The 24,468-nt window shown below is 67.1% G+C and carries 21 protein-coding genes; 9 read left to right on the top strand and 12 right to left on the bottom strand.

The genetic code is table 11. From position 1 onward, the window contains the following. The first annotated feature begins 41 nt into the window (after positions 1 to 41). Genes CFB46_RS27715 through CFB46_RS27700 form a run of 4 tightly spaced genes read left to right on the top strand, consistent with a single transcriptional unit; the run spans position 42 to position 5,192 of the window. Entirely contained in the window at positions 42 to 1,532 is a 1,491-nt protein-coding gene (locus CFB46_RS27715; RefSeq protein ID WP_089501956.1) for an aldehyde dehydrogenase, read from the top strand. Between the two features lie 18 nt (positions 1,533 to 1,550). After that, entirely contained in the window at positions 1,551 to 2,513 is a 963-nt protein-coding gene (locus CFB46_RS27710; protein ID WP_089501955.1) for a VOC family protein, read from the top strand. Further along, on the top strand, positions 2,510 to 3,754 hold the full coding sequence (locus CFB46_RS27705) for an NAD(P)/FAD-dependent oxidoreductase (protein WP_089501954.1): 1,245 nt from the start codon (positions 2,510 to 2,512) through the stop codon (positions 3,752 to 3,754). The genes CFB46_RS27710 and CFB46_RS27705 overlap by 4 nt, the downstream gene beginning before the upstream one ends. 37 nt (positions 3,755 to 3,791) lie before the next feature. Beyond that, complete coding sequence (locus CFB46_RS27700) at positions 3,792 to 5,192, top strand: MFS transporter (protein ID WP_089501953.1); 1,401 nt, start codon at positions 3,792 to 3,794, stop codon at positions 5,190 to 5,192. 94 nt (positions 5,193 to 5,286) lie between these two features. Here CFB46_RS27700 and CFB46_RS27695 read toward each other — a convergent pair whose 3' ends face one another. After that, positions 5,287 to 6,213 (bottom strand): ADP-ribosylglycohydrolase family protein, encoded by a 927-nt coding sequence (locus CFB46_RS27695; RefSeq protein ID WP_089501952.1) that lies wholly within the window; start codon positions 6,211 to 6,213, stop codon positions 5,287 to 5,289. Between the two features lie 182 nt (positions 6,214 to 6,395). Here CFB46_RS27695 and CFB46_RS27690 point away from each other — a divergent pair, with 182 nt between their 5' ends. The 3 genes from CFB46_RS27690 to CFB46_RS27680 all read left to right on the top strand — a co-directional run bounded on the left by CFB46_RS27690 (position 6,396) and on the right by CFB46_RS27680 (position 9,536). Continuing rightward, on the top strand, positions 6,396 to 6,641 hold the full coding sequence (locus tag CFB46_RS27690) for a DUF3079 domain-containing protein (protein ID WP_027780944.1): 246 nt from the start codon (positions 6,396 to 6,398) through the stop codon (positions 6,639 to 6,641). A gap of 191 nt (positions 6,642 to 6,832) precedes the next feature. Next, positions 6,833 to 8,500, top strand: a complete 1,668-nt coding sequence (gene hcp, locus CFB46_RS27685; RefSeq protein ID WP_089501951.1) for a hydroxylamine reductase — start codon at positions 6,833 to 6,835, stop codon at positions 8,498 to 8,500. A gap of 13 nt (positions 8,501 to 8,513) precedes the next feature. Then, entirely contained in the window at positions 8,514 to 9,536 is a 1,023-nt protein-coding gene (locus CFB46_RS27680; RefSeq protein ID WP_089502384.1) for an FAD-binding oxidoreductase, read from the top strand. Positions 9,537 to 9,700: 164 nt separating this feature from the next. Here CFB46_RS27680 and CFB46_RS27675 read toward each other — a convergent pair whose 3' ends face one another. The 7 genes from CFB46_RS27675 to CFB46_RS27645 all read right to left on the bottom strand — a co-directional run bounded on the left by CFB46_RS27675 (position 9,701) and on the right by CFB46_RS27645 (position 18,265). Continuing rightward, complete coding sequence (locus CFB46_RS27675; protein ID WP_051421293.1) at positions 9,701 to 11,077, bottom strand: MFS transporter; 1,377 nt, start codon at positions 11,075 to 11,077, stop codon at positions 9,701 to 9,703. A 262-nt stretch (positions 11,078 to 11,339) separates the two neighbouring features. After that, the gene (locus CFB46_RS27670) at positions 11,340 to 12,236 is read right to left on the bottom strand and encodes a LysR substrate-binding domain-containing protein (RefSeq protein ID WP_027780940.1); all 897 of its coding nucleotides are present in this window, start codon (positions 12,234 to 12,236) and stop codon (positions 11,340 to 11,342) included. 182 nt (positions 12,237 to 12,418) lie between these two features. Beyond that, a complete protein-coding gene (locus tag CFB46_RS27665) occupies positions 12,419 to 12,826 on the bottom strand; it encodes an ethanolamine utilization protein EutQ (RefSeq protein ID WP_089501949.1) in 408 nt (135 codons plus the stop codon). Continuing rightward, on the bottom strand, positions 12,823 to 14,136 hold the full coding sequence (locus tag CFB46_RS27660; protein WP_089501948.1) for an NAD(P)/FAD-dependent oxidoreductase: 1,314 nt from the start codon (positions 14,134 to 14,136) through the stop codon (positions 12,823 to 12,825). The genes CFB46_RS27665 and CFB46_RS27660 overlap by 4 nt, the downstream gene beginning before the upstream one ends. 15 nt (positions 14,137 to 14,151) lie before the next feature. After that, entirely contained in the window at positions 14,152 to 15,597 is a 1,446-nt protein-coding gene (locus CFB46_RS27655) for an FAD-dependent oxidoreductase (RefSeq protein ID WP_089501947.1), read from the bottom strand. A 13-nt stretch (positions 15,598 to 15,610) separates the two neighbouring features. Beyond that, positions 15,611 to 17,059, bottom strand: a complete 1,449-nt coding sequence (locus tag CFB46_RS27650) for an aldehyde dehydrogenase family protein (protein WP_089501946.1) — start codon at positions 17,057 to 17,059, stop codon at positions 15,611 to 15,613. A 9-nt stretch (positions 17,060 to 17,068) separates the two neighbouring features. Continuing rightward, positions 17,069 to 18,265 (bottom strand): aromatic ring-hydroxylating oxygenase subunit alpha, encoded by a 1,197-nt coding sequence (locus CFB46_RS27645; RefSeq protein ID WP_089501945.1) that lies wholly within the window; start codon positions 18,263 to 18,265, stop codon positions 17,069 to 17,071. Between the two features lie 273 nt (positions 18,266 to 18,538). On the opposite strand from CFB46_RS27645, the gene CFB46_RS27640 reads away from it, so the two are divergent. Both CFB46_RS27640 and CFB46_RS27635 read left to right on the top strand, forming a co-directional pair. Further along, positions 18,539 to 18,952, top strand: coding sequence for a PPC domain-containing DNA-binding protein (locus CFB46_RS27640; protein ID WP_089501944.1), 414 nt, complete (start codon positions 18,539 to 18,541; stop codon positions 18,950 to 18,952). Between the two features lie 75 nt (positions 18,953 to 19,027). After that, positions 19,028 to 19,540, top strand: a complete 513-nt coding sequence (locus CFB46_RS27635) for a DUF4274 domain-containing protein (RefSeq protein ID WP_089501943.1) — start codon at positions 19,028 to 19,030, stop codon at positions 19,538 to 19,540. A gap of 113 nt (positions 19,541 to 19,653) precedes the next feature. Here CFB46_RS27635 and acnB read toward each other — a convergent pair whose 3' ends face one another. The 4 genes from acnB to CFB46_RS27610 form a co-directional block, all read right to left on the bottom strand. After that, a complete protein-coding gene (gene acnB, locus CFB46_RS27630; RefSeq protein ID WP_089501942.1) occupies positions 19,654 to 22,239 on the bottom strand; it encodes a bifunctional aconitate hydratase 2/2-methylisocitrate dehydratase in 2,586 nt (861 codons plus the stop codon). A gap of 444 nt (positions 22,240 to 22,683) precedes the next feature. Beyond that, positions 22,684 to 23,157: a nuclear transport factor 2 family protein gene (locus CFB46_RS27620; RefSeq protein ID WP_089501940.1), complete on the bottom strand. Its 474-nt coding sequence runs from the start codon at positions 23,155 to 23,157 to the stop codon at positions 22,684 to 22,686. 136 nt (positions 23,158 to 23,293) lie between these two features. Continuing rightward, positions 23,294 to 23,542: a hypothetical protein gene (locus tag CFB46_RS27615; RefSeq protein ID WP_027780931.1), complete on the bottom strand. Its 249-nt coding sequence runs from the start codon at positions 23,540 to 23,542 to the stop codon at positions 23,294 to 23,296. Positions 23,543 to 24,015: 473 nt separating this feature from the next. After that, a complete protein-coding gene (locus CFB46_RS27610; protein WP_089501939.1) occupies positions 24,016 to 24,450 on the bottom strand; it encodes a universal stress protein in 435 nt (144 codons plus the stop codon). Between the last annotated feature and the right edge of the window lie 18 nt (positions 24,451 to 24,468).

Raw genomic sequence — 24,468 nt, 5'->3', positions numbered from 1 at the left:
GCGAGGGCGGATGTGCAGAGACAGATTTGTGGACTTGTGACATGACTCCTTTCGATACGAGCCTCGTACCCAACGGCGACATCCTGATCGGCGGCGAGTGGCGGCGCGGCCGTGGCGCGCCTTACGCGAGCATCTATCCGGCCGACCAGTCGCTGAACATGGAAGTATCCACGGCGAACGCGGAAGACGCGGCCGACGCCGTCGTGGCGGCCGACGCCGCCTGGCGCCGCGCCGACTGGGCCTGGCTGAAGCCGCACCAGCGCGCGCAGGTGCTGTACCGCATCGCGGATCTCATCATGCAGCGCCACGAGGCGCTCGCGAACCTGCAGCGCCGCGACAACGGCAAGCCGATCGGCGAGACGCGCGTGCTGGTGGCCAGCGCCGCGAACACGTTCCGCTATTTCGCGGCCTGCCTCGAAACGCTCGACGAAGAACTGACGCCGTCGCGCGGCGACTACCTGACGATGAGCGTGTACGAGCCGATCGGCGTGATCGCGGCGATCACGCCGTGGAATTCGCCGATCGCGTCCGACGCGCAGAAGCTCGCGCCGGCGCTGGCCGGCGGCAACGCGGTGGTGCTCAAGCCGGCCGAGGTCACGCCGCTCGTGTCGCTCGCGCTGGCGCGCATCTGCGAGGAAGCCGGCGTGCCGAAGGGCGTGCTGAGCGTGCTGCCGGGCAAGGGTTCGGTGATCGGCGACGTGCTCGTGCGTCATCCGCTCGTGAAGAAGGTGTCGTTCACCGGCGGCACCGAAGTGGGCCGCGGCATCGCGCGCATCGCGGCCGAGAAGCTGATGCCCGTGTCGCTCGAACTCGGCGGCAAGTCGCCGACGATCGTGTGCGACGACGCCGATCTCGATCACGCGGTCAACGGCGTGCTGTACGGCATCTTCAGCTCGTCGGGCGAAGCGTGCATCGCCGGTTCGCGACTGTTCGTGCAGCGTTCGGTGTACGAAGAATTCATGAAGCGTCTGGTGGCCGGTTCCCGCAAGCTGCGCGTGGGCGACCCGACGCGGCCCGACACGCAGATGGGCCCGCTGATCACCGCGAAGCATCGCGAATCGGTCGAACGCTACGTCGCGCTCGGGCTGGAAGAAGGCGGCCGCCTGCTGTGCGGCGGCGAGCGGCCGGCGGGCGACGGGCGCGAGAACGGCTTTTTCTATCAGCCGACGATTCTCGAAGGCTTGCCGAACAGCGCGCGCATCTGCCAGGAAGAAATTTTCGGGCCGGTGCTGGTGGCGATGCCGTTCGACGACGAAGCGTCGTTGATCGCGCAGGCGAACGACAGCGTGTTCGGGCTGGCGGCCGGCATCTGGACGCGCGACTACAAGCGCGCGTGGCGCATCGCGCGGGCGCTGGAGACGGGCACCGTCTGGATCAACACGTACAAGCTGTTCTCCATCTCCACGCCGTTCTCGGGGTGGAAGGAGAGCGGGATGGGGCGCGAGAAGGGGCGTCTCGGTATCCGCGAGTACATGCAGCAGAAGAGCCTCTACTGGGGCTTGAACGACGCGCCGCTGCCGTGGGCGAACTGAGCGAAAAGGAATGACGCAATGAGCATCTTGGGTATCGAGCAGATCACGTACGGTGTCGACGACCTCGCGACGTGCCGGCGCTTTTTCGCCGACTGGGGGCTGAAGGAAGTCGCGCACGACGACACGCGTGCGCGCTTTGAGACGCTGAACGGTTGCACCGTGCTGGTCGCGAAAGCCGACGATCCGTCGCTGCCGCCCGCGTTCGAAGCGGGCCCGACGCTGCGGGAAGTCACGTGGGGCGTCGCGACGCAACAGGAACTCGACGTGCTGCGCGACAGGTTCGCCGGCCAGCCGGGCTACTACGCACATGCCGATGCGGTGGGCTGCATCGACCCGAACGGGATGGCGATCCGCGTCGAAGTCACGCGCAAGCGCGCACTCGACATCGCGGGCTCGCCGTCGAACGTCTGGGGCCAGACGCTGCGCGTGGACCAGCCGAGCCCGATTTATGCACGTGCGGAGCCGGTGGAGGTCGGGCACGTCGTGTTCTTCACGAACTGCCTCGACGCGCAGGAAAGGTTCTATCACGAGCTGCTCGGCTTCGAGACGTCGGACCGTTATCCGGGCCGCGGCGCGTTCATGCGTTGCGCGCCGCACGGCGGCCATCACGACCTGTTCCTGCTCGCGCTGCCGAACGGCAAACGCGGCCTGAACCACGTCGCGTTCACCGTGCGCGACATCCACGAAGTGTTCGGCGGCGGCATGCACATCGACCGCTGCGGCTGGGAAACGCAACTCGGCCCGGGGCGTCACCCGGTGTCGTCCGCGTACTTCTGGTACTTCCAGAATCCGGCCGGCGCGCTGATCGAGTACTACGCGGACGAGGACGTGCTGACGCCCGAATGGCAACCGCGCGAATTCGAACCGGGCCCGACCGTGTTCGCCGAGTGGGCCGTCGACGGCGGCCTCGACGGCAACACGCGCCGGCAGAAGAACGCGAAGGCGCCGGAAGGCAAGTTCATGACGGAGCGCAAATCATGACCGAAGCGAATACGCCCGCGCAGCCCGCGCCGGGCACGGTCGTCGTGATCGGCGGCGGCCAGGCCGCCGGCTGGGTGTTGAAGACGTTGCGCGCGCAAGGGTATGCGGGCCGTCTCGTGATGATCGCCGACGAGCCGCACCTGCCGTACGAGCGTCCGCCGCTGTCGAAGGCCGTGCTGGCCGGCGACGCCGATATCGACACCGTGCGCGTCGTGCGGCCGGACGAATTCGACGCGCTGAACGTCGAGGCATGGCAACCGGAACGCGCGGCGTCGATCGACCGCACGCGCCGCGTGGTAAAGACCGAAAGCGGCCGCGAGATCGAATACGACCGGCTCGTGATCGCGACCGGCGGCACGTCGCGCCGCTTGCCCGATGCGCTCGTCAACACGCCGAACCTGCACTATCTGCGCACGCTCGACGAAGCGGCCGCGCTCGGCGAAAAGCTGCGGGCGAGCCGCCGCGTGCTCGTGATCGGCGGCGGCTGGATCGGCCTCGAAGTCGCGGCGACCGCGCGCAAGCTCGGCGTCGACGCCGTCGTGGTCGAAGGCGCGCCGCGGCTGTGCGGCCGTTCGGTGCCGCAAATCGTGTCCGACTTCCTGCTCGACCTGCATCGTTCGAACGGTGTCGACGTGCGCACGGGCGCGGCGCTCGCGTCGCTCGGCCCGCAGCCGGACGACGCGTCGAAGGTGCGCGCGACGCTCGCCGACGGCACGACGATCGACGCCGATTTCGCGGTGGCCGGCATCGGTCTCGCGCTGAACGCGTCGCTGGCGAGCGACGCGGGGCTCGCGGTCGACGACGGCATCGTCGTCGACGAATACGGCGCGACCAGCGACCCTGCGATCTTCGCGTGCGGCGACGTCGCGAACCATCACAACGGCTGGCTGAAGCGGCGCGTGCGGCTCGAATCGTGGGCGAACGCGCAGAACCAGGCGATCGCGGCCGCGAAAGCCGTGCTCGGCGTGCGCGCACCGTACGCGGAGATTCCGTGGTTCTGGTCCGATCAGTACGACGTGAACCTGCAGATCCTCGGGGATCTGCCGGCCGATGCGCAGCTCGTCGTGCGCGGCGATCTCGCCGCGCGTCGTGCGACGCTGTTTTTCGTTGGCGACGGGCATGTGAGAGGTGTCATCGCCGTGAACAACGCACGTGAGCTGAAGCTCGCGCGCAAGTGGATGAACCAGGGCCGGGCAGTGGATACGGAAGCCCTGGCAGACACGACCCAAGCGCTTGCCTGACCGGCCCGACCGGAAAGAGATCCAGGAGACACCCCGCATGAGCACTTTCGACAACGTCGTGGCCGGCAGGGCCACGATGGAAGCTGCCGCTTCCACGCCCGGCGCGATCATCGCGCGGCTCGAGCGGCTTCCGGCCAACGCGATGCAGATCCGCGCACGCGTGCTGATCGGCACCGCGACGTTCTTCGACGGCTTCGACGTGATCACGATCGCGGCGACGCTGCCGCTGCTGATTCACAAATGGGGGCTGTCGCCGACGCAGATCGGCATGCTGATCGCGTCCGGCGCGATCGGCCAGCTGATCGGCGCATTCCTGTTTCCCGCGCTCGCGGAAAAGCATGGCCGCGTGAAGGCCATCGCGTGGAGTTCGGCCGTGATCGGCATCACGAGCATCGCGTGCGGCTTCGCGCCGACGTTCGAGGTGTTCGTGTTGCTGCGGATCCTGCAAGGGCTCGGGCTCGGCGGCGAGTTGCCGGTCGCGGCCACGTACATCAACGAAATCACGCGCGCGCATGGCCGCGGCCGCTTCGTGCTGCTGTACGAGATCGTGTTCCCGATCGGCCTGCTGGTATCGATGGCGCTCGGCGCATGGCTCGTACCGCGCTTCGGCTGGGAAATCATGTACTTCGTCGGCGGGCTGCCGCTGATCCTGTCGCTCGTGCTCACGCGCCTCGTGCCGGAATCGCCGCGCTGGCTCGCGTCGCGCGGGCGTCTCGCGGAAGCCGGGCACGCGGTCGGCGTGTTCGAAGGATCGGTGCGCGGCGAGCTGCCGCCGGTCACGCAGGTGGCAGCGTTCGACGAGATGGTGCGTCAGCATCCGAAGCGCAGGATGAGCGACCTGTTCAGCGCCGCCTATCGCAAGCGCACGCTCGCGGTGGCGACGCTGTGGGCGACTTGCGGGTTCATCCAGTACGGGCTGTCCACGTGGCTGCCGACGATCTACAAGAACTTCTATCACGCGCCGTTGCAGCTCGCGCTGAACCTCGCGGTGATCGGCTCGGTGATGGGCGTGCTCGGGTCGCTGGCCTCCGCGCTGCTGGTCGACAAGCTCGGCCGCAAGCCGGTGATCGTGTGGTCGTTCGTGCTGTGCGCGCTGTCGCTGGCGCTCGCCGGCATCTATCACGCGTCGTCGGTGTATGTGGTCGCGATCTTCTGCTCGCTGTCGCTCGGGCTGATGGCGTCGGGGTTCATTACCGCGTACGTCTATACGCCGGAGCAGTATCCGACGAGCATCCGCGCGTCGGGCTGCGGACTCGGCAGCGCGTGGCTGAAGATTGCGTCGTTCGTCGCGCCGATGGTCGTCCCGCACGCGATCATCGGCGGGAACCTCGCGCCGGCGTTCTACCTGATCGGCGTCGTGCCGCTGATCGCGGCGGTGACCGTGCACTTCGTCGGGATCGAGACGAAGGGGAAGGTGCTGGAGGCGTTGGAGGCGTAAGCGCACTCCGCCGCGGCGGATGAAGTAAACGGAAAGACCCGGCCGATGTGGGCCGGGTCTTTTTGCTTTGGGTGCCCGGCCTGTGAGGTTGTATTCACAACGTCGCGAGCCAGCCCTCGACCGTCTCTTTCCCGCGCAGCGTCGCGATCCATCGATCGGGCAACGCCTGTTCGCCGTACAGCACGCCGGCGAGGCTGCCGGCGATTGCCGCCGTCGTATCCGTATCGTTGCCGAGCGCGATCGCGCGCTTCACGCAGTCCTCGTAGCTGCCCGTCGACAGCAGGCAATGGATCGCCGACCAGAAGCTGTCGACCACGTAGCCCGATCCTCGCGGCGCATCGAAACGGCCGTCGAGCACGATCTTCAGTTCGATTTCGTCGGCCGTGCCTTCGTGGCGCGCGAGCAGTTCGTCCTCGGCCGCGCGTACCGCATCGGGGGCCGGCTGGCCGTCGACGATGCCGAGCGCCGTCAGGCAATAGAGCGCGCAGCAAAGCTGCGAACGCACGTGCCCGTGCGTGACGACGCTCTGCTTGCGCGCGAGCCGGATCGCGTCGTCGCGCGACGCGGCGACCATCACGACGGGGAAGCAGCGCATCAGCGAGCCGTTGCCGTTGTCGCGCTCGTCGCCGGGCCCGGCCATTGCGGGCGCGGCGCCGGCCGCCAGCGCGTGCAACGCGCGCTGCGTCTGCAGGCCGACGTCGAATACGCGACCGTCCGGCGTGAAGGCGCCGCGATGAAACCAGTCCAGCAGGTTACCGGCGAACGTGTCGAGATTCAGGTCGTGCTCGCGCAACAGCGCGTCGAGCAGCGCGAGCGCCTGCGCACCGTCGTCGCTCCAGGTGCCGGGCGGGACGCCGTCGTGCGCGCGCGCGAAGCCCGGCGGCGGCGTCATGTCGATCGCGGCGGGCGGCGGAATCGAAGCGGCGTCGTGGAATTCGTACGGCACGCCGAGCGCGTCGCCGATCAGCAGGCCCAGCAGGCCGCCGCGCAGGCGGGATCGTCGGTTCGGAATGGTCGTCATCACACGGAATTCGGGTTGAGGCGGCTTGCGTCGCGCAATACCGTGCAGACTAGACCAATCGCGTCCGCATGCCTAGCCGACGGGCGACAGCCGGTGCGAAACCATGCCGCAGGGGGCTCGTTGCGCCGGTGAACTAGAGTCGAACGGTTACGCACGACACGACACCGGGAGGACGACTCGTCATGGCCAAGAAGTTTCCGCTGCATCCCGTCCATCCGGAGCGGATCTGCTGGGGATGCGACAACTACTGTCCGACCCACGCGATGCGTTGCGGCAACGGCTCCAGCCGCACGCAGCACCCGAGCGAACTGCTCGGCGACGACTGGTACCGGTACGGCGACTGGGGCATCGAATGCGCGGATGCCGGCGAGGAGAACGGCGACGGCAACGACAACGAACCCGCAACCGAGGCCGGCGAGCGGTCGTAGCGACAAGTTGCCTCACCGCGTGCGGGCCGTTTGTTGATCTGCATCACGGCAGCGAAAGGCGCGCCGAAACATCATGAAAAAGATGCATGAAACACGCATCTTGAAGCGGGCGAGATGCCCGGCGGCAAGGAACCTGCGTTCCGCCGCCGTCGCGCCGATCCGCGCCCCCATGATCGAGAAAGGAGAGCACCGTGTTTTGCTACCAATGCGAACAGACCGACCGGACCGGCGCACGGCCCGGTTGCGCGTCGACGAAAGGCAACTGCGGCAAGGATGCAACGACGGCCGATCTGCAGGACCTGCTGATCCATGCGGTGAAGGGCGTCGCGCAATACGGCGCGATCGCGCGGGCGGCGGGCAAGCCCCATCGCGACGCGGACCGGTTCGTGCTGTACGCGATGTTCACGACGCTGACCAACGTGAATTTCCACGCGGCGCGTTTCGTCGCGCTGCTGCGTGAAGCAGCGCAGACGCGCGATCGCGTGAAGGCGCTATGCGAAGCGCACGCGCGCGCGGCCGGAACGATCGTGCCGGCACCGCAGGGGCCGGCGACGTGGCAGCCGGCGGCCGATTTGACCGGCCTGCTCGCGCAGGCGGCCACCGTCGGGGTGGACAAGGGGCTCGACGACGTAGGCGCGGACATCGTCGGCCTGCGCGCGCTGGTGCTGTACGGGCTGAAGGGCGTGTGTGCGTATGCGCATCATGCGCGGGTGCTCGGCTACGAGCGCGACGACATCTACGAAGGCGTCGAAGCGGCGCTCGCGTTTCTCGCCAGCGAACCCGACGACGTCGACGCGCTACTCGCCCAGGCGCTCGAACTCGGCCGGCTGAACCTGACGGTGATGGAACTGCTCGACGGCGCGAACACCGGCCGTTTCGGGGCGCAGCAACCGACGGCCGTGCGCGTGTCGCCGGTCGCGGGCAAGGCGATCCTCGTGTCGGGCCACGATCTCGGCGATTTGCACGCGCTGCTCGAACAGACGGCCGGCACCGGTATCCATGTGTACACGCACGGCGAAATGCTGCCGGCCCACGCGTATCCGGCGCTCAAGGCTTTTCCGCATCTCGTCGGCAACTACGGCGGCGCGTGGCAGGACCAGCAGAGCGACTTCGCGCATTTCCCCGGGCCGATCCTGATGACGTCCAACTGCATCATCGAGCCGATGGTGCAATACCGGCAGCGGATCTTCACGACGGGGCCGGTTGGCTGGCCGGGCGTGCGCCATCTCGAGCATCACGATTTCTCGATGCTGATCCGCGCCGCGCAGGCGCTGCCCGGTTTCCCGGCCACCGCGCCGCAGGAGACGATCACCGTCGGCTTCGGCCGCCATGCGGTGCTCGGCGTCGCGGACCAGGTCATCGATGCGGTGAAGGCCGGCCGGATCCGCCATTTCTTCCTGATCGGCGGCTGCGACGGCGCGGCGCCGGGCCGCAACTACTACACCGAGTTCGCGGAGCAGGCGCCCGACGACACGGTGGTGATGACGCTCGGCTGCAACAAGTACCGGTTCAACCGGCATGCGTTCGGAGAGATCGGCGGCATTCCGCGCCTGCTCGACGTCGGACAGTGCAACGACAGCTATTCGGCGATCCGGATCGCCACGGCGCTCGCCGACGCGTTCGAATGCGGCGTGAACGACCTGCCGCTGTCGCTCGTGATCTCGTGGTTCGAGCAGAAGGCGGCGGCCGTGCTGCTGACGTTGCTCGCCCTCGGCCTGCGCAACATCCGCCTCGGGCCGACGTTGCCGGCCTTCATCACGCCGGGCGTGCTCGCGGTGCTGGTCGAACAGTTCGGCATCCAGCCGATCGGCGACGCCGGCGCCGACCTTGCCGCGTCGCTGGCGCGCACGGCCGCCTGACTGGGGCCGTTCGATGACTTACCGGATCGAGATCACGACACGCGACGGCGAGCGGTTCGGCTTCGGTTGCGCGGCCGAACAGGATCTGCTGTCGGCGGCGGCCGACGCCGACATCACGCTGCCGTCGCAATGCCGGCGCGGAAGCTGCGGCGCATGCCAGGCGACCGTCGTCGACGGCGCGTACGAGATGCAGCCCGACAGCGCGGGCGTGCTGCCCGCCGGCCAGCGCGGTGGGGTCCTGCTGTGCCGGACCACGCCGCGCGGCGATCTGCGCATCGCCGCGCCGTATGACCGGACCAAGGTGCTGCTGCATCCGGTGCCCGTGCGCACCGCGCGGATCGCGGCGCTCGAGACGGTCGCGGCCGACACGATGCGCATCGAGCTGCAGGTCGAGCCCGACGACGCTTCCGGTTCGGCCGTGGAGTTCGAGCCCGGCCAGTTCGCGGAGCTGGAGGTGCCGGGCAGCGGCCTGCGCCGCCCGTATTCGCTGGCGAACACGAGCAACTGGGACGGTCGCCTCGAATTCCTGATCCGGCTGCGGGCCGGCGGATGGTTTTCGACCTACCTGCGCGAGCGGGCGCGGCCGGGCGATCCGCTGACCGTCCGTGTGCCGATGGGCGGCTTCGGGGTGTTCGCGGATAGCTTGCGGCCACGCTGGCTCGTCGCCGGCGGCACGGGGCTCGCGCCGATCCTGTCGATGTTGCGACGCATGGCCGATTATCAGGAGACGGCGGACGCGCGACTGTTCTTCGGCGTCAATCAGGAAAGCGAACTGTTCATGCTCGACGAGCTGGCACGCTTGCAAGCGGAGCTACCGCAGTTGCGCGTCGAGCTGTGCGTATGGCGGGCGGGCGGGGAGTGGGGCGGCTATCGCGGCACGCCGGTAGACGCGTTGCGCGCGGCGCTCGAAGAAGCGGGGGCGTCGCCGGATATCTACGTGTGCGGGCCGCCGCCGCTCGTGCAGGCGGCGCGTGATGCGGCGATTGCCGCGGGCGTGCCGGATGCGCAGTTCGCGAGCGAGCGGTTTGCGGTGTGAGGCTTGCGTTCGTTCAGCTCGCCACGCATCGGCACTGTCCGTCGATCTGCTTTCGCTAGACCCAGCAGCGCGAGCCCGGCGTCGGCCCATTCGCGAAGCACGTCGTCGCCGGGGCCGAGCGCATGCACGTTCAATGCGCCCGCCCTCGACGGCGGATGTCCGTGTCAGCCGGCCGTGCGGACCGCTGCCGTTCCCCGTTGCGGGGCGGACACTTCGCTCAGCAGCTTGCCTTTGGTTTCAGGTGCCAGCCAGTACGACACGATCCCGCCGAACAGACAGATGCCGGCGGCAATGAGCAGCGCGACGTTGACCCCGTACGCGCTGATGACCTGCGGCAACAGGAACGTGCCGAGCGCGGCGCCGATGCGCGAGAACGCGGTCGCGAAGCCCACGCCGATCCCGCGGATTTCCGTGGGGAACACTTCGCCCGGATAGACGCCGCACAGCGTCGTGGAAATCGCGTTGACCAGCGAGAACGTGAAGAAGCAGACGAGAATGACGACGGGCGACACATGCGCGAACAGCGCAACGCCCACCAGCGCGGCCGCCGAGATGAAGAACGGCGGGATGCCGAGCATGCGACGGCCGACACGCTCGACGAACATCACCGTGACGATCGTGCCCAGCACCGCGACGCCGTTCAGGACCAGGCCGCCCGTCAGTCCCTCCTTGAGCCCGAGCTTCTCCAGCACGATCGGCGCAAACGAGCCGATCGCGAAGTACGGCGTGACATTGCACACCCAGAAGATCGACACGAACATCGTGGTCTTGAGGTAGTCGGCCGAGAACAGGCGGCCGAAGCCTTGCTTGCCGGTCGCGCGCTGGGACTGGAGGTCGTGCAGCTCTTCCGGCTCCATGTGCTCTTCCGCGAGCGCCCGTGCTTCGTCCGTGCGGCCCTGGCTCATCAACCAGCGCGGCGATTCGGGCGTGCCGAGGCGCAGCAGGAACACGATGACGGTCGGCACCGTGCTGAGGCCGAGGATCACGTGCCAGCCGGCCGTTGACGATACGGTGAGACCGTAGCCCACCGCATAGGAAATCAGGTATCCGACGTACCACGCGAGCTCGACGATCGACAGCAGCTTGCCGCGCAGGCGGGCCGGCGAGAATTCGGCGAGCAGCGGCCAGCCGATCGAATAGTCGGCGCCGATCGCGATGCCCATCAGCACGCGCACGATGAACAGTTGCCATGCATCGGTCACGAAGAACTGCGCGGCCGACCCGACGAGGAAGATCGCGAGATCGATCGTGAACATCGGTCGGCGCCCGACCTTGTCGGCGAGCCATCCGCCGAGCGGGCCGCCGATGAAGATGCCGATCAGCGCGGATGCGCCGATCAGGCCTTCCCAGGCCGGCGACAGTTGCAGGTCGCGGCTGATCGCCGGCATCACGATGCCGATGCAGCCGAGGATGAAACCGTCGATGAACATCCCGCCGGAAATCACGGTCGTGAGTTTCGCGAGGAAGCGCCGGTGCTTGACGGATTGCGCGCCGGCGCGCTGCGTGCGCGCGCTCGGCGTGGAAGATAGGGCTTTTGACACGATGATGTCTCCTTGTGTTTGTGCAGGACGGCAGGTCCAGCCGATGAAGGTTCTGACGACCTGATCTGGATCAACTGGCAAGGAGAGTGTGTGGAAATCGGCCGGGCCGGACAAACGATATTTCGTGCGTCGATTCATCATTTTTTGTAATAGACGCAGCGTGCGGCATCGTTGTCCGGCGCGCTTGCGGTGCGCGCACGCGAACGCATTCCGTCCGACGAAAACGCCGTGAAGGAATAACGAAAAACGCGACGTGTCGAATCTAGCGGAGCGACAGCAGCCAGTCGCGGAAACTGCCGACGCTCTTGCGCCGTTCATGCGGGCCGGACGGCTCGAGAATCAGGAACTGGCCGTCCGTTTCGAGCGTTTCCGGTACCGCGCGCACCAGCGTGCCGTCCCGCAGGTACGGGTCGATCAGGTTGCGCCAGCCGAGCGCGACGCCTTGCCCGCTCAACGCGGCCTGGATCACCATCGCATAGTTGTTCAGGTTGATCTTGTTGCGCGGAGCGACGGCCGGCAGCCCGAGGCGACGGAACCAGTCGGGCCACGTGACCCAGTCGCGCTCCGATTCGTCGAGCCACAGCCAGGTGCATGACGCGAGATCTTCCGCACGGCGCACCTCCGGACGGCGCGCGAGATAAGCGGGGCTGCAGATCGGAAAGATTTCCTCGCTGCAGATCGGCGTGCTCTTGATCGATTCGGGCGGGCTCTTGCAGTAGTAGACCGCGAGGTCGCACTCCAGCTTGCGGTAATCCTTTACGTGGTCGTACGCGACGATGCGCAGGTCGATGCCGCTGTGCGTCTCGTTGAATTCCGGAATGCGCGGCAGCAGCCACAGCGACGCGAGCGCGGTGCTGGTCGCGACCGTCACCTGCTGATCGCCGTGCCAGCGCTTGACCAGTTGCGTGGCCTCGGCGAGCGATAGCAAGGACTCCCGACAGGACTGGAAGTACTGCTCGCCGGTCGGCGTCAGGCGCACCGAACGGGTGGTGCGATCGAGCAGATGGGCGCCGAGCATGTCTTCGAGCAGGCCGATCTGCCGGCTGATCGCGCCCTGGGTGACGTTGAGTTCGTCCGCCGCGCGCGTGAAGCTGCCGAGGCGCGCGGTCGCCTCGAAAGCGATCAATGCCTTGAACGGCGGCAATGGCTGGATCTTCATGGGGGAACGGGTGTCTCCGTACAGCTTTTTGTCAGTCGAGTCCCGTTTCGGCGGCGTGACGGGAAACGCGCCCGGCGCGCATTTCCCGCCGGGCGTCCTGCTGGTCGGGCTGGTTCTCGATCGAATTCTGCCCGAGCCGCGGGCGCCGTCAAGTCGAGAACGACACTACCCGAACCCGCCGCTTAGCGAGGCGGTGCGTGGCGCTCGGGCTCGTCCCGATCCGCGTCGTCGCACGTCTGTTTCCAGTTTCCCGGATAGACCACGTAGCCGAACAGCGCGAAGCCGGAGTAGACGAGCGTCGTGTACTTCGGCAGCCACAGTACCTGGCCCGGACTGACGCGATGCGTGACGCCGCCGGTATCGACTTCGAGGCAGCCTTCGATCGTGAAGATCACCTCTTCGTACAGCGTGGTCCAGCTCACTTTCGCCCCTTCCCAGCGGGCGAAACCGATGCCTAGGTTCGGCGACACGTCGTCCGGCAGCGCACGCGCAACATACGCGGCGCCCGGCGGGCCGCCGCGCACCACGAAGCCGAGATCGGCGTGGTCGACTAGCCGGGTCGAGGCGGTCGCGTCGGCGCGGGCGTTCACAGCTCGCTCCGGCTTTTCCACGCGGCGAGCCGGATGCGGGTCCGCACGCCGAGCCCGAGCAACGGCTCCGGCGGGTTCAGCGACGGCATGCCGGTGACCGCATGGATGTCGTCGAGCAGCGGCGACGACGCGCCGACCGCGCGGTCGGCCAGCAGCGTGCCGGAGATCGTGCCCCATGCCGCGCCGACGCCGTTGTCGCATGCGGATGCGAACACGCCGTCTTCCAGTTCGCCGAAGAAGTTGGTGAAGTTGCGCGAGATCGCATAAACGCCGCCCCAGGTGTGCGTGAACGGCACGTCCGACAGTTCCGGGAAGCGCGCAAGGAACGCGTTGCGGTGATCGGCGCGAATTGCGTGGCGCGCGGCTTCGTCGACGCTGCGGCCGTACTTCGGCACGTGCCGGTACGTGTTGCGGATGATGATGCGTCGGTCCTGCGTCATGCGAACGGTCGTACCCGCATGGTCGGCCGGCGTCAGCCCCCAGTCGAACCGGCCACGGTAGCGTCGGCTCTGTGCGTCGTCCAGCGGCGCGGTCCAGCTCGCGAACGTCATCACGGGCAGCAGGCGGTTCTGCAGGTAGCCGAATTCGCGCGTGAAGATGCTCGTCCCGAGCAGCAGGCGCCGCGCATGGATCTGCCCGTTCGCGCCGTGCAGCGCGTAGCCGCCGACGTCGTGCTCGACGCGCAGGATCGGCGATTGCTCGAGTAGCTCGACGTTTTCCGGCAGCGAGCGGGCGAGCCCGCGCACGAGCGCGGCCGGCTGCATCAGATAGCAGCCCGGCGTGTACACCGCGCGGCTGTAGTGCGACGTGCCGAGCACCGCGTTCAGCGCCGCGCCTTCGACGGAGCGAAACGGTTCGCCGAGACCGCTCATCAGCTTCTCGAAGTGTTCGAGATAGGCGAGGCCGCGTTCGCCGACCGCGCCCTGATATTTGCCGGCATGCGACCACTGGCACGCGATGTCGTGTTCGCCGATCAGCGCCTGAAGCTGCGCGATTGCCGCGCGGTTCAGGCGCAACAGGCGCTGCTTGAATTCCGGGTCCGGATTTTCGAGCGCGAACTTGTGCGGCAGGTCGATCACGAAGCCGGAGTTGCGGCCCGATGCGCCTTCGCCGACGCGTTGCGCATCCACCAGCAGGATGCGGGCGTCGGGCTCGTGAAGCGCGAGCCGGCGGGCGGCCGCGAGGCCGGCGAAGCCGGCGCCGATCACGGCGTAGTCGGCCACCTGGCGACCGGCAAGCCGGTTCGCGGGCGCGGGAAGGGGCAGTGCAGCATACCAGCCGCAACTGCTGTCGTCGTGGGGCAGGTTCATGATGTTCTTGGAATGTCAGGACACGGTTTGGCCGGTGGCGGACTTGCACGCGTTCACCCAGCCGGCCCGCAGCGTCTGCGCTTGCTGGCCGATCAGTGCGAAGCCGCACAGGCGGCCCGCGCCGTCGACGTGCGCGCAGCTGAAGCCGTCGGCGGTTGCGTCGACGCGCCATTCACCGGCTGCTGCTGCGGGCGGCGGCAGGAAGCTCAGCGGTGCAACGGGCGTCTTCACATGGACAGGCATCGGCGGGTAGCACACGTCGGTCGGCTGGCCGGTCAGCGTGCGTGCCAGGGCGCTCACGCCGTGATTGATCGGCGCGAGGTACGGTGCCGGCCGGCCGTCGATCTCGACGCAATCGCCGAGCGCGTACACGTCTGGCAGGCTGGTCCGCAGTTGCGCATCGGTGCGGATGCCGCGGCCGACGTCGATTCCGCATGCGGCCGCGAGCGCGACGTTCGGCGCGAGGCCGACCGCGGAAATCACGACGTCCGCGTCGAGCCGGCTGCCGTTCGCGAGCGTGAGCGTCCAGCTTCCGGGCTCGCCATCGATGGCCGCGACCGAGTTGCGCGGATGCCAGCCGACGCCGAGGCCGGCGAGCGCGCGTTGCAGGTGCTGGCCGGCCTGCTTCGGCAGCAGGCGTTCGAGCGGCCACTGACCGAGACCGATCACGTTCACGTCGAAGCCGCTGGCGGCCAGGTCGTTCGCGAATTCGCAGCCGATCAGCCCGTCGCCTACGATCGCGACGCGCGATGCGCCGTGCAGCCGGCCACGCAGTTCGCGATAGTCGTCGAGGTTGTTGACGCTGAGCAGCGCGTCGGCGCGCCCCGCGACGTCGATGCGGATCGGGCTCGCGCCGAGCGCGAGGACGAGCTTCGCATACGGCATCGGGCCGAACGCGGTGCGCACGACGTGCGACGCCGCATCGATCGCCAGCACGTCGCAGTGCGGGTACACGCGCAGCTTCAGGCGCCGCTCGATGTCGAACGGCGATTCGACGATCAGCGCGTCCGCGCTGCGGCCCTGCGAGGTCGCGATCGACAGCGCCGGCTTCGAATAGAGATGACCCGATTCGCGTGTCAGGATCACGATGTCGGCGTCGGGATCGCGCTGGCGCACGGCCTGCGCGAGGCTGTAGCCGGCGTGACCCGAACCGACGATGACGATCGGCGCGCGCGTCGGCCCGGCGGCGACGGCCGGCGGCGACGGCATCGGCACGGCTGGCACGACTGGCACGACTGGCACGACTGGCACGACTGGCACGACTGGCACGGCCGGTGCGGCCGACGCCGCGTCGTTGCCGATTTCGATCATTTCGAAATCGGACTTGCCGACGCCGCACTCGGGACATTTCCAGTCGTCCGGCACGTCTTCCCAGCGCGTGCCGGCGGCGATGCCGTCCTTGGGCCAGCCCTCGGCCTCGTCGTAGATCAGCCCGCAAATGACACAGAGCCACTTCTTCATCGTCGTGTCTCTCTCAGTCGCGGGCGACGCGGAACGCCACGTTCTTCGTCCGCACGTAGCTGTAGATCGCTTCCTGGCCTTTTTCGCGGCCGAACCCGGACAGGCCGATGCCGCCGAACGGCGTTTCGATGCCGCCGGCATACCATTCGTTGACGAACACCTGTCCGGCGCGCAGGCGCCGCGTGAAGCGCAGCGCGCGATTGACGTCGCGCGTGAACACGCCGGCCACGAGGCCGAACGGCGTGCCGTTCGCGATCTCGACGGCTTCGTCTTCGGTGTCGAACGGGATCACGGCCAGCACGGGTCCGAACACTTCCTCGCGTGCGATCTTCATCCGCGGATGCACGTCGGCGAACACGGTCGGCTGCATGTAGTGCCCGCTGCGGCCGCCGAGCCGATCGCCGCCGGCGACGGCCCGCGCGCCCGCTTCGATCGCCTCGCGGCACATCGACGCGACACGGTCGAGCTGGTCCGCGCTGATCAGCGGCGTGTGGTCGGGGTCGTGTTCGCCACGGCCGGCGACGAGGTCGCGCGCCAGACTCGCGACGGCGGCAACCACTTCGTCGTAAATGCTTCGATGCACGACGAAGCGTGACATCGCCGAGCACACCTGGCCCGCGTTGAAGAAGATGCCGCTCTTCACGCTGGTGAGCAGTTGTTCGCGGTCGCAATCCGGAAACGCGATGGCCGCCGATTTGCCGCCGAGTTCCATCACGCTGGGCGTCGCCCATTGCGCGGCGGCCGCGAGAATCGAGCGGCCGGTCGGCACCGAGCCGGTGAAGACGATTTGCCGGGTCTTCGGACTCGCGGCGAGATGGGCACCGACTTCGCTACCGAGGCCGCACAGCAGTTGTACCGCACCGCGCGGCAGGCCTGCGCGTTCGATTGCCTCGAACAGCGTGCACATGCCCAGCGGCGAGAGTTCCGGCGACTTCACGATCACCGCGTTGCCGGCTGCCAGTGCTGGCGCCAGCGAGCGCGCGCAGATCGACACCGGGAAATTCCACGGCACGATCTGCACCGACACGCCCATCGGTTCGTAGTGCGTGAAGTCGACGTAGTCGTCGCCGAGCGGCACCGAGATGCCTTCGAGCTTGTCGGCGAGGCCTGCGTAGTATTCGAAGTAGCGCGCGGCCTCGACGAACTCGTCACGTGCGTCGCTCAGGCGCTTGCCGTTTTCACGACACAGAATGCGCGCGCCTTCCTCCGTTATCGCACGGATTTCGTCAGCGATGCGCAGCAGCCACTTGACGCGTTCTGCAGGGCGCGGGCGGGTCAGCGCGCCGCTGTCCGCGCAGCGCGTCGCGGCGTCGAGTGCGCGCTCGGCGTCGTCGGTCGATGCCAATGCAACGGTCGCGAACGGTTCCGCGTCGGCCGGGTTCGCGACGTCGAGGCGGCGCGGGCTGTCGACCCATTCGCCGTCGATATAGTTCAGCCAGTGTCGGTTGAGTGCGTTTTCCATTGCGGGCTCCTAGTGCGCCTGTCCGTTCTCGAGCACCTGGCTGGCCATCCAGCGATGGAAGTAATGGGTGGGCGCGTCCATTTCGGGCGAGAACACGCCACCCTTGAAGCCCGGCGACTGGCGACCGGCCTGCATGCCTTCGACGGCGCCGATGTCTTCCGAGAACACCACGCGCCACGCGGCCAGCACCGCGTGCCGGCTTGCCGCATAGCCCGGATCGTGCGCGGCGTCGTCGCCGACGAAGAACAGCCGCAGATGCTCGACCGTGCGGTTTGCCGCCACCGGCTGCAGGACCATCGCGAACGCGTGGTCGGCCTGGATGCCGAGCAGCACGTTCGGGAACAGCGCGACGTATTCGGCCGTGCGCAGCCGATCGCGAGGCCACGTCGGGAAGGTCGGCAGCGACGTACCTTCGACGTCGGCGAGGTTGTACGCGCGGCTGCCCTGGCCGGCGAAGCGGTCGGCGAACGCGATGTTGTAGTGGTCTTCCAGGCGCGAATACGAGTTCAGCGACGGATGAACCCACGGGAGGTGATAGGCCTCGCAGTAATTCTCCACGGCCAGCTTCCAGTTGCAGTTGACCTCCAGCGACCACGACCCGCTGTCGTGCGGCGCGCGGATCAGCGACAGGCCATCGGTGCCGAGGAACGGCTGCCAGCGATCGGTCAGCGGCTTGATCGCTTCGTCGAAATCGGGCGCGGTGCCCGACAGGTTCACGAACACCATGCCCATCCACACGTGACTGCGCAGCGCCTTCAGGCCGTGCTTTTCACAGGCGAAACGCGGGTCCTTGTGCTGGTTGATTCCGCCGACGTGCGGCGTGCCCTTGAGCGCGCCGTTGAGATCGTAGGTCCACGAGTGATACTGGCAACGGATCACGCCCTGAATCTCGCCGGCTTCGTGCACCAGCTTCATGCCGCGATGGCTGCAGACGTTGTGGAACACCTGGAGCACGCCTTCGCGGTTGCGCATCATCAGCAGCGGCAGGCCCATGAAATCGATCGGCCGGACCGACGAGTTCTGCTTGATATCGTCGGCGAAGCCGATGCAGACCCAGTCGCGGCTCAGCACCGCATCGCGCTCGTGCTTGAAATACTGCTCGTCGGTGTAGAACTCGTTGCCGAGGCCGGTGGCCTGGTCGATCGGCTTCAGTACGGTTTCGAGCTGGACCAGCGGAAATTGTTTGACTTCGGCGGGGGCGTTCATTGTCTCGTCTCCTAGGCATCTGTTGAATGTGTTGCCCTGACCTGAGCGGGGCAGGATGCGGGCCTCCGGACAAATTATCGAAGTCGGATTCCACCGCAACAAACGATTCTTTGGCGGTGGATTCATCAGCAATTCTCATGAGTGCGGTGCCGGCATGGCGCGCAGACGCAGGCGGGAGAGGCGGGCTGGGACGGGCGGAGCGGGGTGACTTGCGGGATTGTCGGCGTGAACTTACCCTTGGTCGACAATCCGCTGACGAACAGGTTATCGACCATGCAAGCCCATCCACTGCGCCTTTCCCCCGGCGACGATCTGCGCGGCGCCATCGAAGCGGCGTTGCGTCGCCACGACTCGCACGCGGCCTTCGTGATCCAGGGCATCGGCAGCCTGAGCGTCGCGCAGCTGCGCTTCGCCGGCGCCGACCAGCCGACCGAGCTGCGCGGCGACCTCGAAATCCTGACGCTGGCCGGTTCGGTGTCGCCGGACGGCGCGCATCTGCATATGTCGGTCTCGGACGCAGACGGCCGCGTGACGGGCGGCCATGTCGCGCACGGCTGCGTGGTACGCACGACGGCCGAGATCCTGCTCGCGCTGCTGCCCGCGCATCGTTTCTCGCGCGAGCCCGATGCGGGCACCGGCTTCAACGAACTGGTGATCCGTCGCGAGCCGGGCGGCGGCGGCGCATGAGTGTCGCGAAGCGGCGCTGGAATCGCCGGCCATCGAAGCCCTTCCCGTTACCGCTCATTCCGCAAGGCGCAATCCATGGACGACTCCGAAATCGAACAGAAGGCGTGGGACATCGTCCGGACCTGGCTCGAGGGCGCGACACCCGAGCAGTGGCACCGGTTCGCCGCGCGCTCCAATTACGACGACAACGGCCGCGCGTTGCGCTGGCTGCTGGACAACCGCAACATCGATCGCGCGACCGCGCTGCTGATCTACTGGAATCTCGGCGCGGCGTGGTTCGTGCAGTATGCGAACGACAGCGATCTGGGCGACACGTCGTATCAACTGGAGACGTTCCGGTTGCTTCGCGAAATCGAGCAACGTTATGCGGAAGGCTATTACGCCGATCGCGGAATCTGGTTCGATCCGCATGACTTCGATGGCGCGGGCCCGAACGATTATCCGGATGTACCGGTCGCGCGGCCCGTGCCGGCATTGATGCTGCAGCCCGCCGACGGTCGCGAGTACGTCGATCTCGACGAAGCGGACGGCTATGACGAAGGTTTGCCGTTCGACGTGGTCGAGCGGCTACACGCGCTGTACGACTGACCGCGCAGGCGCTTCCGTTCGCCGACGCATAAAAAAAGCGCCGCGGCCATTCGGCCCGCGGCGCCTTTCAATGCGCTGCAGCGTCGACCACCCGCCGCAACCCGACTGCGTGCTTAGATCTGCACGGTGTCGGCCACTTCCTTGAAGTCTTCGATCTGGTCGAAGTTCATGTACTGATAGATCTTGTCGCCGTTGGCGGTGAGCACGCCCATGTCGGCCATGTACTCTTCCTTGGTCGGGATCTTGCCCAGACGCGAGCAGATCGCCGCCAGTTCCGCCGAGCCGAGGTACACGTTCGTGTTCTTGCCGAGGCGGTTCGGGAAGTTGCGGGTCGACGTCGACATGACCGTCGCGCCTTCGCGCACCTGTGCCTGGTTACCCATGCACAGCGAGCAGCCCGGCATTTCGGTGCGCGCGCCGGCCGTGCCGAACACGCCGTAGTGACCTTCTTCCGTCAGCTGCTTCTGGTCCATCTTGGTCGGCGGCGCGACCCACAGCTTGACCGGAATGTCGCGCTTGCCTTCCAGCAGCTTCGACGCGGCACGGAAGTGGCCGATGTTGGTCATGCACGAGCCGATGAACACTTCGTCGATCTTCGCACCGGCGACGTCCGACAGCGTCTTCACGTCGTCCGGATCGTTCGGGCACGCGACGATCGGCTCGTGGATGTCGGCGAGGTCGATCTCGATGACGGCCGCGTATTCGGCGTCGGCATCCGGCGACAGCAGTTGCGGGTCGGCCAGCCACTGTTCCATCGCCGCGATGCGGCGCTGCAGGCTGCGCGGATCCTGGTAGCCCTGCGCGATCATCCACTTGAGCAGCGTGACGTTGCTGTTCAGGTATTCGATGATCGGCTCCTTGTTCAGGTGCACCGTGCAACCGGCAGCCGAACGCTCGGCCGACGCATCCGACAGCTCGAACGCTTGCTCGACCTTCAGGTCGGGCAGGCCTTCGATTTCGAGAATGCGGCCCGAGAAGATGTTCTTCTTGGCTTGCTTGGCGACCGTCAGCATGCCTTGCTTGATCGCGTACAGCGGAATCGCGTTGACGAGGTCGCGCAGCGTGACGCCCGGCTGCATCTTGCCCTTGAAGCGGACCAGCACCGATTCCGGCATGTCCAGCGGCATCGTGCCGGTGGCGGCCGCGAACGCGACGAGACCCGAGCCTGCCGGGAAGCTGATGCCGATCGGGAAGCGCGTGTGCGAATCGCCGCCGGTGCCGACGGTGTCGGGCAGCAGCATGCGGTTCAGCCACGAGTGGATCACGCCGTCGCCCGGGCGCAGCGCGATGCCGCCGCGCGTGCTGATGAAGTTCGGCAGCGTCTGGTGCGTCTTCACGTCGACCGGCTTCGGATAAGCGGCGGTGTGGCAGAACGACTGCATCACGAGGTCGGCCGAGAAGCCGAGGCATGCGAGATCCTTCAGTTCGTCGCGGGTCATCGGGCCCGTGGTGTCCTGCGAGCCGACCGAGGTCATCTTCGGTTCGCAGTACGTGCCCGGGCGCACGCCTTGGCCTTCCGGCAGACCACACGCGCGGCCGACCATCTTCTGCGCGAGCGAGAAACCCTTGCCGCTGTCGGCCGGCTGGTGCGGCAGGCGGAACAGCGTCGACGGCGCGAGGCCGAGCGCTTCACGCGCCTTCGCGGTCAGGCCGCGGCCGATGATCAGCGGAATGCGGCCGCCGGCGCGCACTTCGTCGAACAGCACGTCGGACTTCACCTGGAATTCGGCGATGACCTGGCCGTCCTTCAGGGCCTTGCCTTCGTACGGGCGCAGTTCGACCACGTCGCCCATTTCCATTTGCGACACGTCGAGCTCGATCGGCAGCGCGCCGGCGTCTTCCATCGTGTTGTAGAAGATCGGGGCGATCTTGCCGCCGAGGCACACGCCGCCGAAGCGCTTGTTCGGGACGAACGGGATGTCTTCGCCGGTGAACCACAGCACCGAGTTGGTGGCCGACTTGCGCGAGGAGCCGGTGCCCACCACGTCGCCGACGTAGGCGACCAGGTGACCCTTTTCCTTCAGCGATTCGATGAACTTGACCGGCCCGCGCTTGCCGTCTTCTTCCGGCGTGATGCCCGGGCGTGCGTTCTTCAGCATCGCCAGCGCGTGCATCGGGATGTCCGGGCGGGTGGTGGCGTCCGGCGCCGGCGACAGGTCGTCGGTGTTGGTTTCGCCCGTGACCTTGAACACGGTGATGGTCAGGCTTTCCGGCACTTCCGGACGGCTCGTGAACCATTCGGCATCGGCCCAGCTTTGCAGCACGGCCTTCGCGTGTGCGTTGCCCTTGTCGGCGAGTTCCTTCACGTCATGGAACTGGTCGAACATCAGCAGGGTTTTCTTCAGCGCGTCGGCTGCCACCGCGGCGACGGCTTCGTCGGACAGCAGCTCGATCAGCGGCTGGATGTTGTAGCCGCCGAGCATCGTGCCGAGCAGCTCGGTGGCGCGTGCACGCGAAATCAGCGCGCAGGCGGTCTCGCCCTTGGCCACGGCGGCCAGGAAGCCGGCCTTCACGCGGGCGGCTTCGTCGACGCCGGCAGGCACGCGATGGGTGATCAGGTCGACCAGCGTCTGCTCTTCGCCGGCGGGCGGGTTCGTCAGCAATTCGACCAGTTCGGCGGTCTGTTGAGCCGTCAGCGGCAGGGGAGGAATACCGAGCGCGGCGCGGGCGGCCACGTGAGCACGAAAGTTTTCAAGCATGGGGAGACCTGCTGATATTGCGTTTGAGGGGAAGGCCTTGCCGGCACTCCGGGGCTATTCCAGGCACTGCTTTGAGCGGAATTCTAATCTCAATGATGTGGAACGTCAAATGTCTTATGTCTTATATAAGAGTTAAGACGCGAGAGAAGGGGATGCGCGGTTGCAGGGAGGAGCCTGTCCTGCCGGTCGTATGTATGGCGGGGGAAAAAGCGCGGGATCTACTTATCGGGACGATGCGATGCTGCCGGCCGCGACGGCCGGACATCGCGCCCACCACGTACGGCTACGGCAAAGGGCGCGTAGGGCTTGCCGGCGGCATCCGGAGGCCGATGAAAGCCGGTATCGCCAGAACGGCCTCAAGTCTGGACGGCGCGTTGCCGAATATGGCCTGCGACCCGATCGATGCGGCGATGAAGCCGTAGCGGCGCGACCGCGCCGCCCGGCTTATTTGCGTTTGGCGCGAAATGCGTCGAGATTTTTCCGTGCCTGCGCGCGGATCGCGCGCTGCATGAAAGGCGTCCAGCCCAGCAGCGCGCCTTTCATGCCGAGTGCCTGACGCGCCCAGCGCCACAGGTCGAAATGGTCGCGATGCTCGACGATGCATCCGTCGCGAAACCGGAATCGCGCATCGATCCGGTTGGCCACCATCCGTCCGGTCGCGGCGAACCGGTAGTGCGCGCTCCACTTCGCACGCCCGGCCTGCTCGTCCGCGGCGACTTCGCCGAACGTCAGCGAGAACTCCTGGGCCCGCGCGACCAGCATCCGCCACATGTCGCGCGCGTGTTCGCCGCGCAGTTCGCCGAATGCGGGATCGCTGAATACGACGTCGTCGGCATAGCACGCGAGCATCGCGTCGATGTCGCGCTGCTGGAAGGCCGTGTAGAAGCGCTGGATCAACGCGGTGTTCGAATCGGTCATGTCGGGGGTAGCGGGGAAGGGAGGGCGGACGGCGACGTCCGCCGAAACGTCGATCGGGACGTGGCGACAGGCAGCGCGAACCGACGCCCGTGCCTGCGACTTCGGGCGTAGCTGGCCTGCCGCCGGATGATACGCGTCAGCGGGCGGCCATCGCGACGTCCTGGTCGCTCCGTCCCGTCACCAGGCAGCCCGACATGAATGCCTCGCTCTGGCTGCCGGCGGCGGCTTCGCCGAAGCCGCGACCGAGCGCGTCGCTCTTCACCTGCGCGGCGCCTTGCTCGCACGCGAGCGGGCTGGCGTCGCGGCCCTGCGCGTGCAGGATCGCGCGATCGCCGATGAGATAGGCCAGCAATGCAAAAACAGCGATATGTACGGCTCGTCTCATGGTTCGTCTCCTCGTTGCTCAAGCGTAACGCGGACACGTTCGACGAAGCACTTGGGGCTTCCCCCGGTAAACGTCTGCTGAAAGCGGTGGCGAGGCAGGGCGATCCTGTCCTGTTTTCGCGTCGCCGCTCGATGGGCGGGTAATGCGCGCGAGTTTGACGAATGTCAGGGTGCGGGCAGGCGGCGACGGTCGCGCGGCCGTTCAAAGCGATAGCATGAATGCATGATTTGACGGAACGCGATGCGGGATCGACGCATCGGGTCCGGCAAGCAGGCAGGTGTTGAATATCGCTGTCGAAATAGTGAGGAATCCAAATGTTGAACGTCTCTTCCGTCCTGATCAGTCTTGCCCCGATGTGGGCCATCCTGCTGCTGGCGTCTTCGGCGGCCGCCTATTTGGTGTTCTGGCGCAAGGTCATCGACTGACTGCGCGACAGCGTGCTCACGGTGCGCACGCGCGCCGTGCAGTGCCGGTCATTGCACCGCCGTCACCGGCACGTTCGAAATCCGCATCAGCCGGGCCATCACGCTGCGCCGAAACACCGTCATCAACGCGTGCAGGGGATCGCGTCCCGGCACGGCCACGACGATCTCGTCGCACCCGGTTTCGGCTGCCGTGGCCGCGATCGTATCGGCCACGGGCCCGACCTTCATCACGACGCTGAACTTCACGTCCGCATCGCGCAGGATCCGTTCGGCCATCGCGAGATCGTCGGTCGCGAATTGTGCCTCGATCGCGCGCAGTCGCGACAGCGGGTGATAGGCCTCGAGCCGCGTCGATTCGAGCGGCGCCTGCACGTTGACCAGCACGACCTCCGATGCGCAGCGCTCGCGATACAGAAACGTCGCGTGTCGGACGGCCTGAAGCGAGCGCGGTGAATGGCCGACCGGAACCAGCAGCTTGAGCATGGACGATAAACCCGGAAA

It is taken from the genome of Burkholderia sp. HI2761 (assembly GCF_002223355.1).
Taxonomy (GTDB): Bacteria; Pseudomonadota; Gammaproteobacteria; order Burkholderiales; family Burkholderiaceae; genus Burkholderia.
This window is presented reverse-complemented; position numbering and strand designations above follow the sequence as displayed.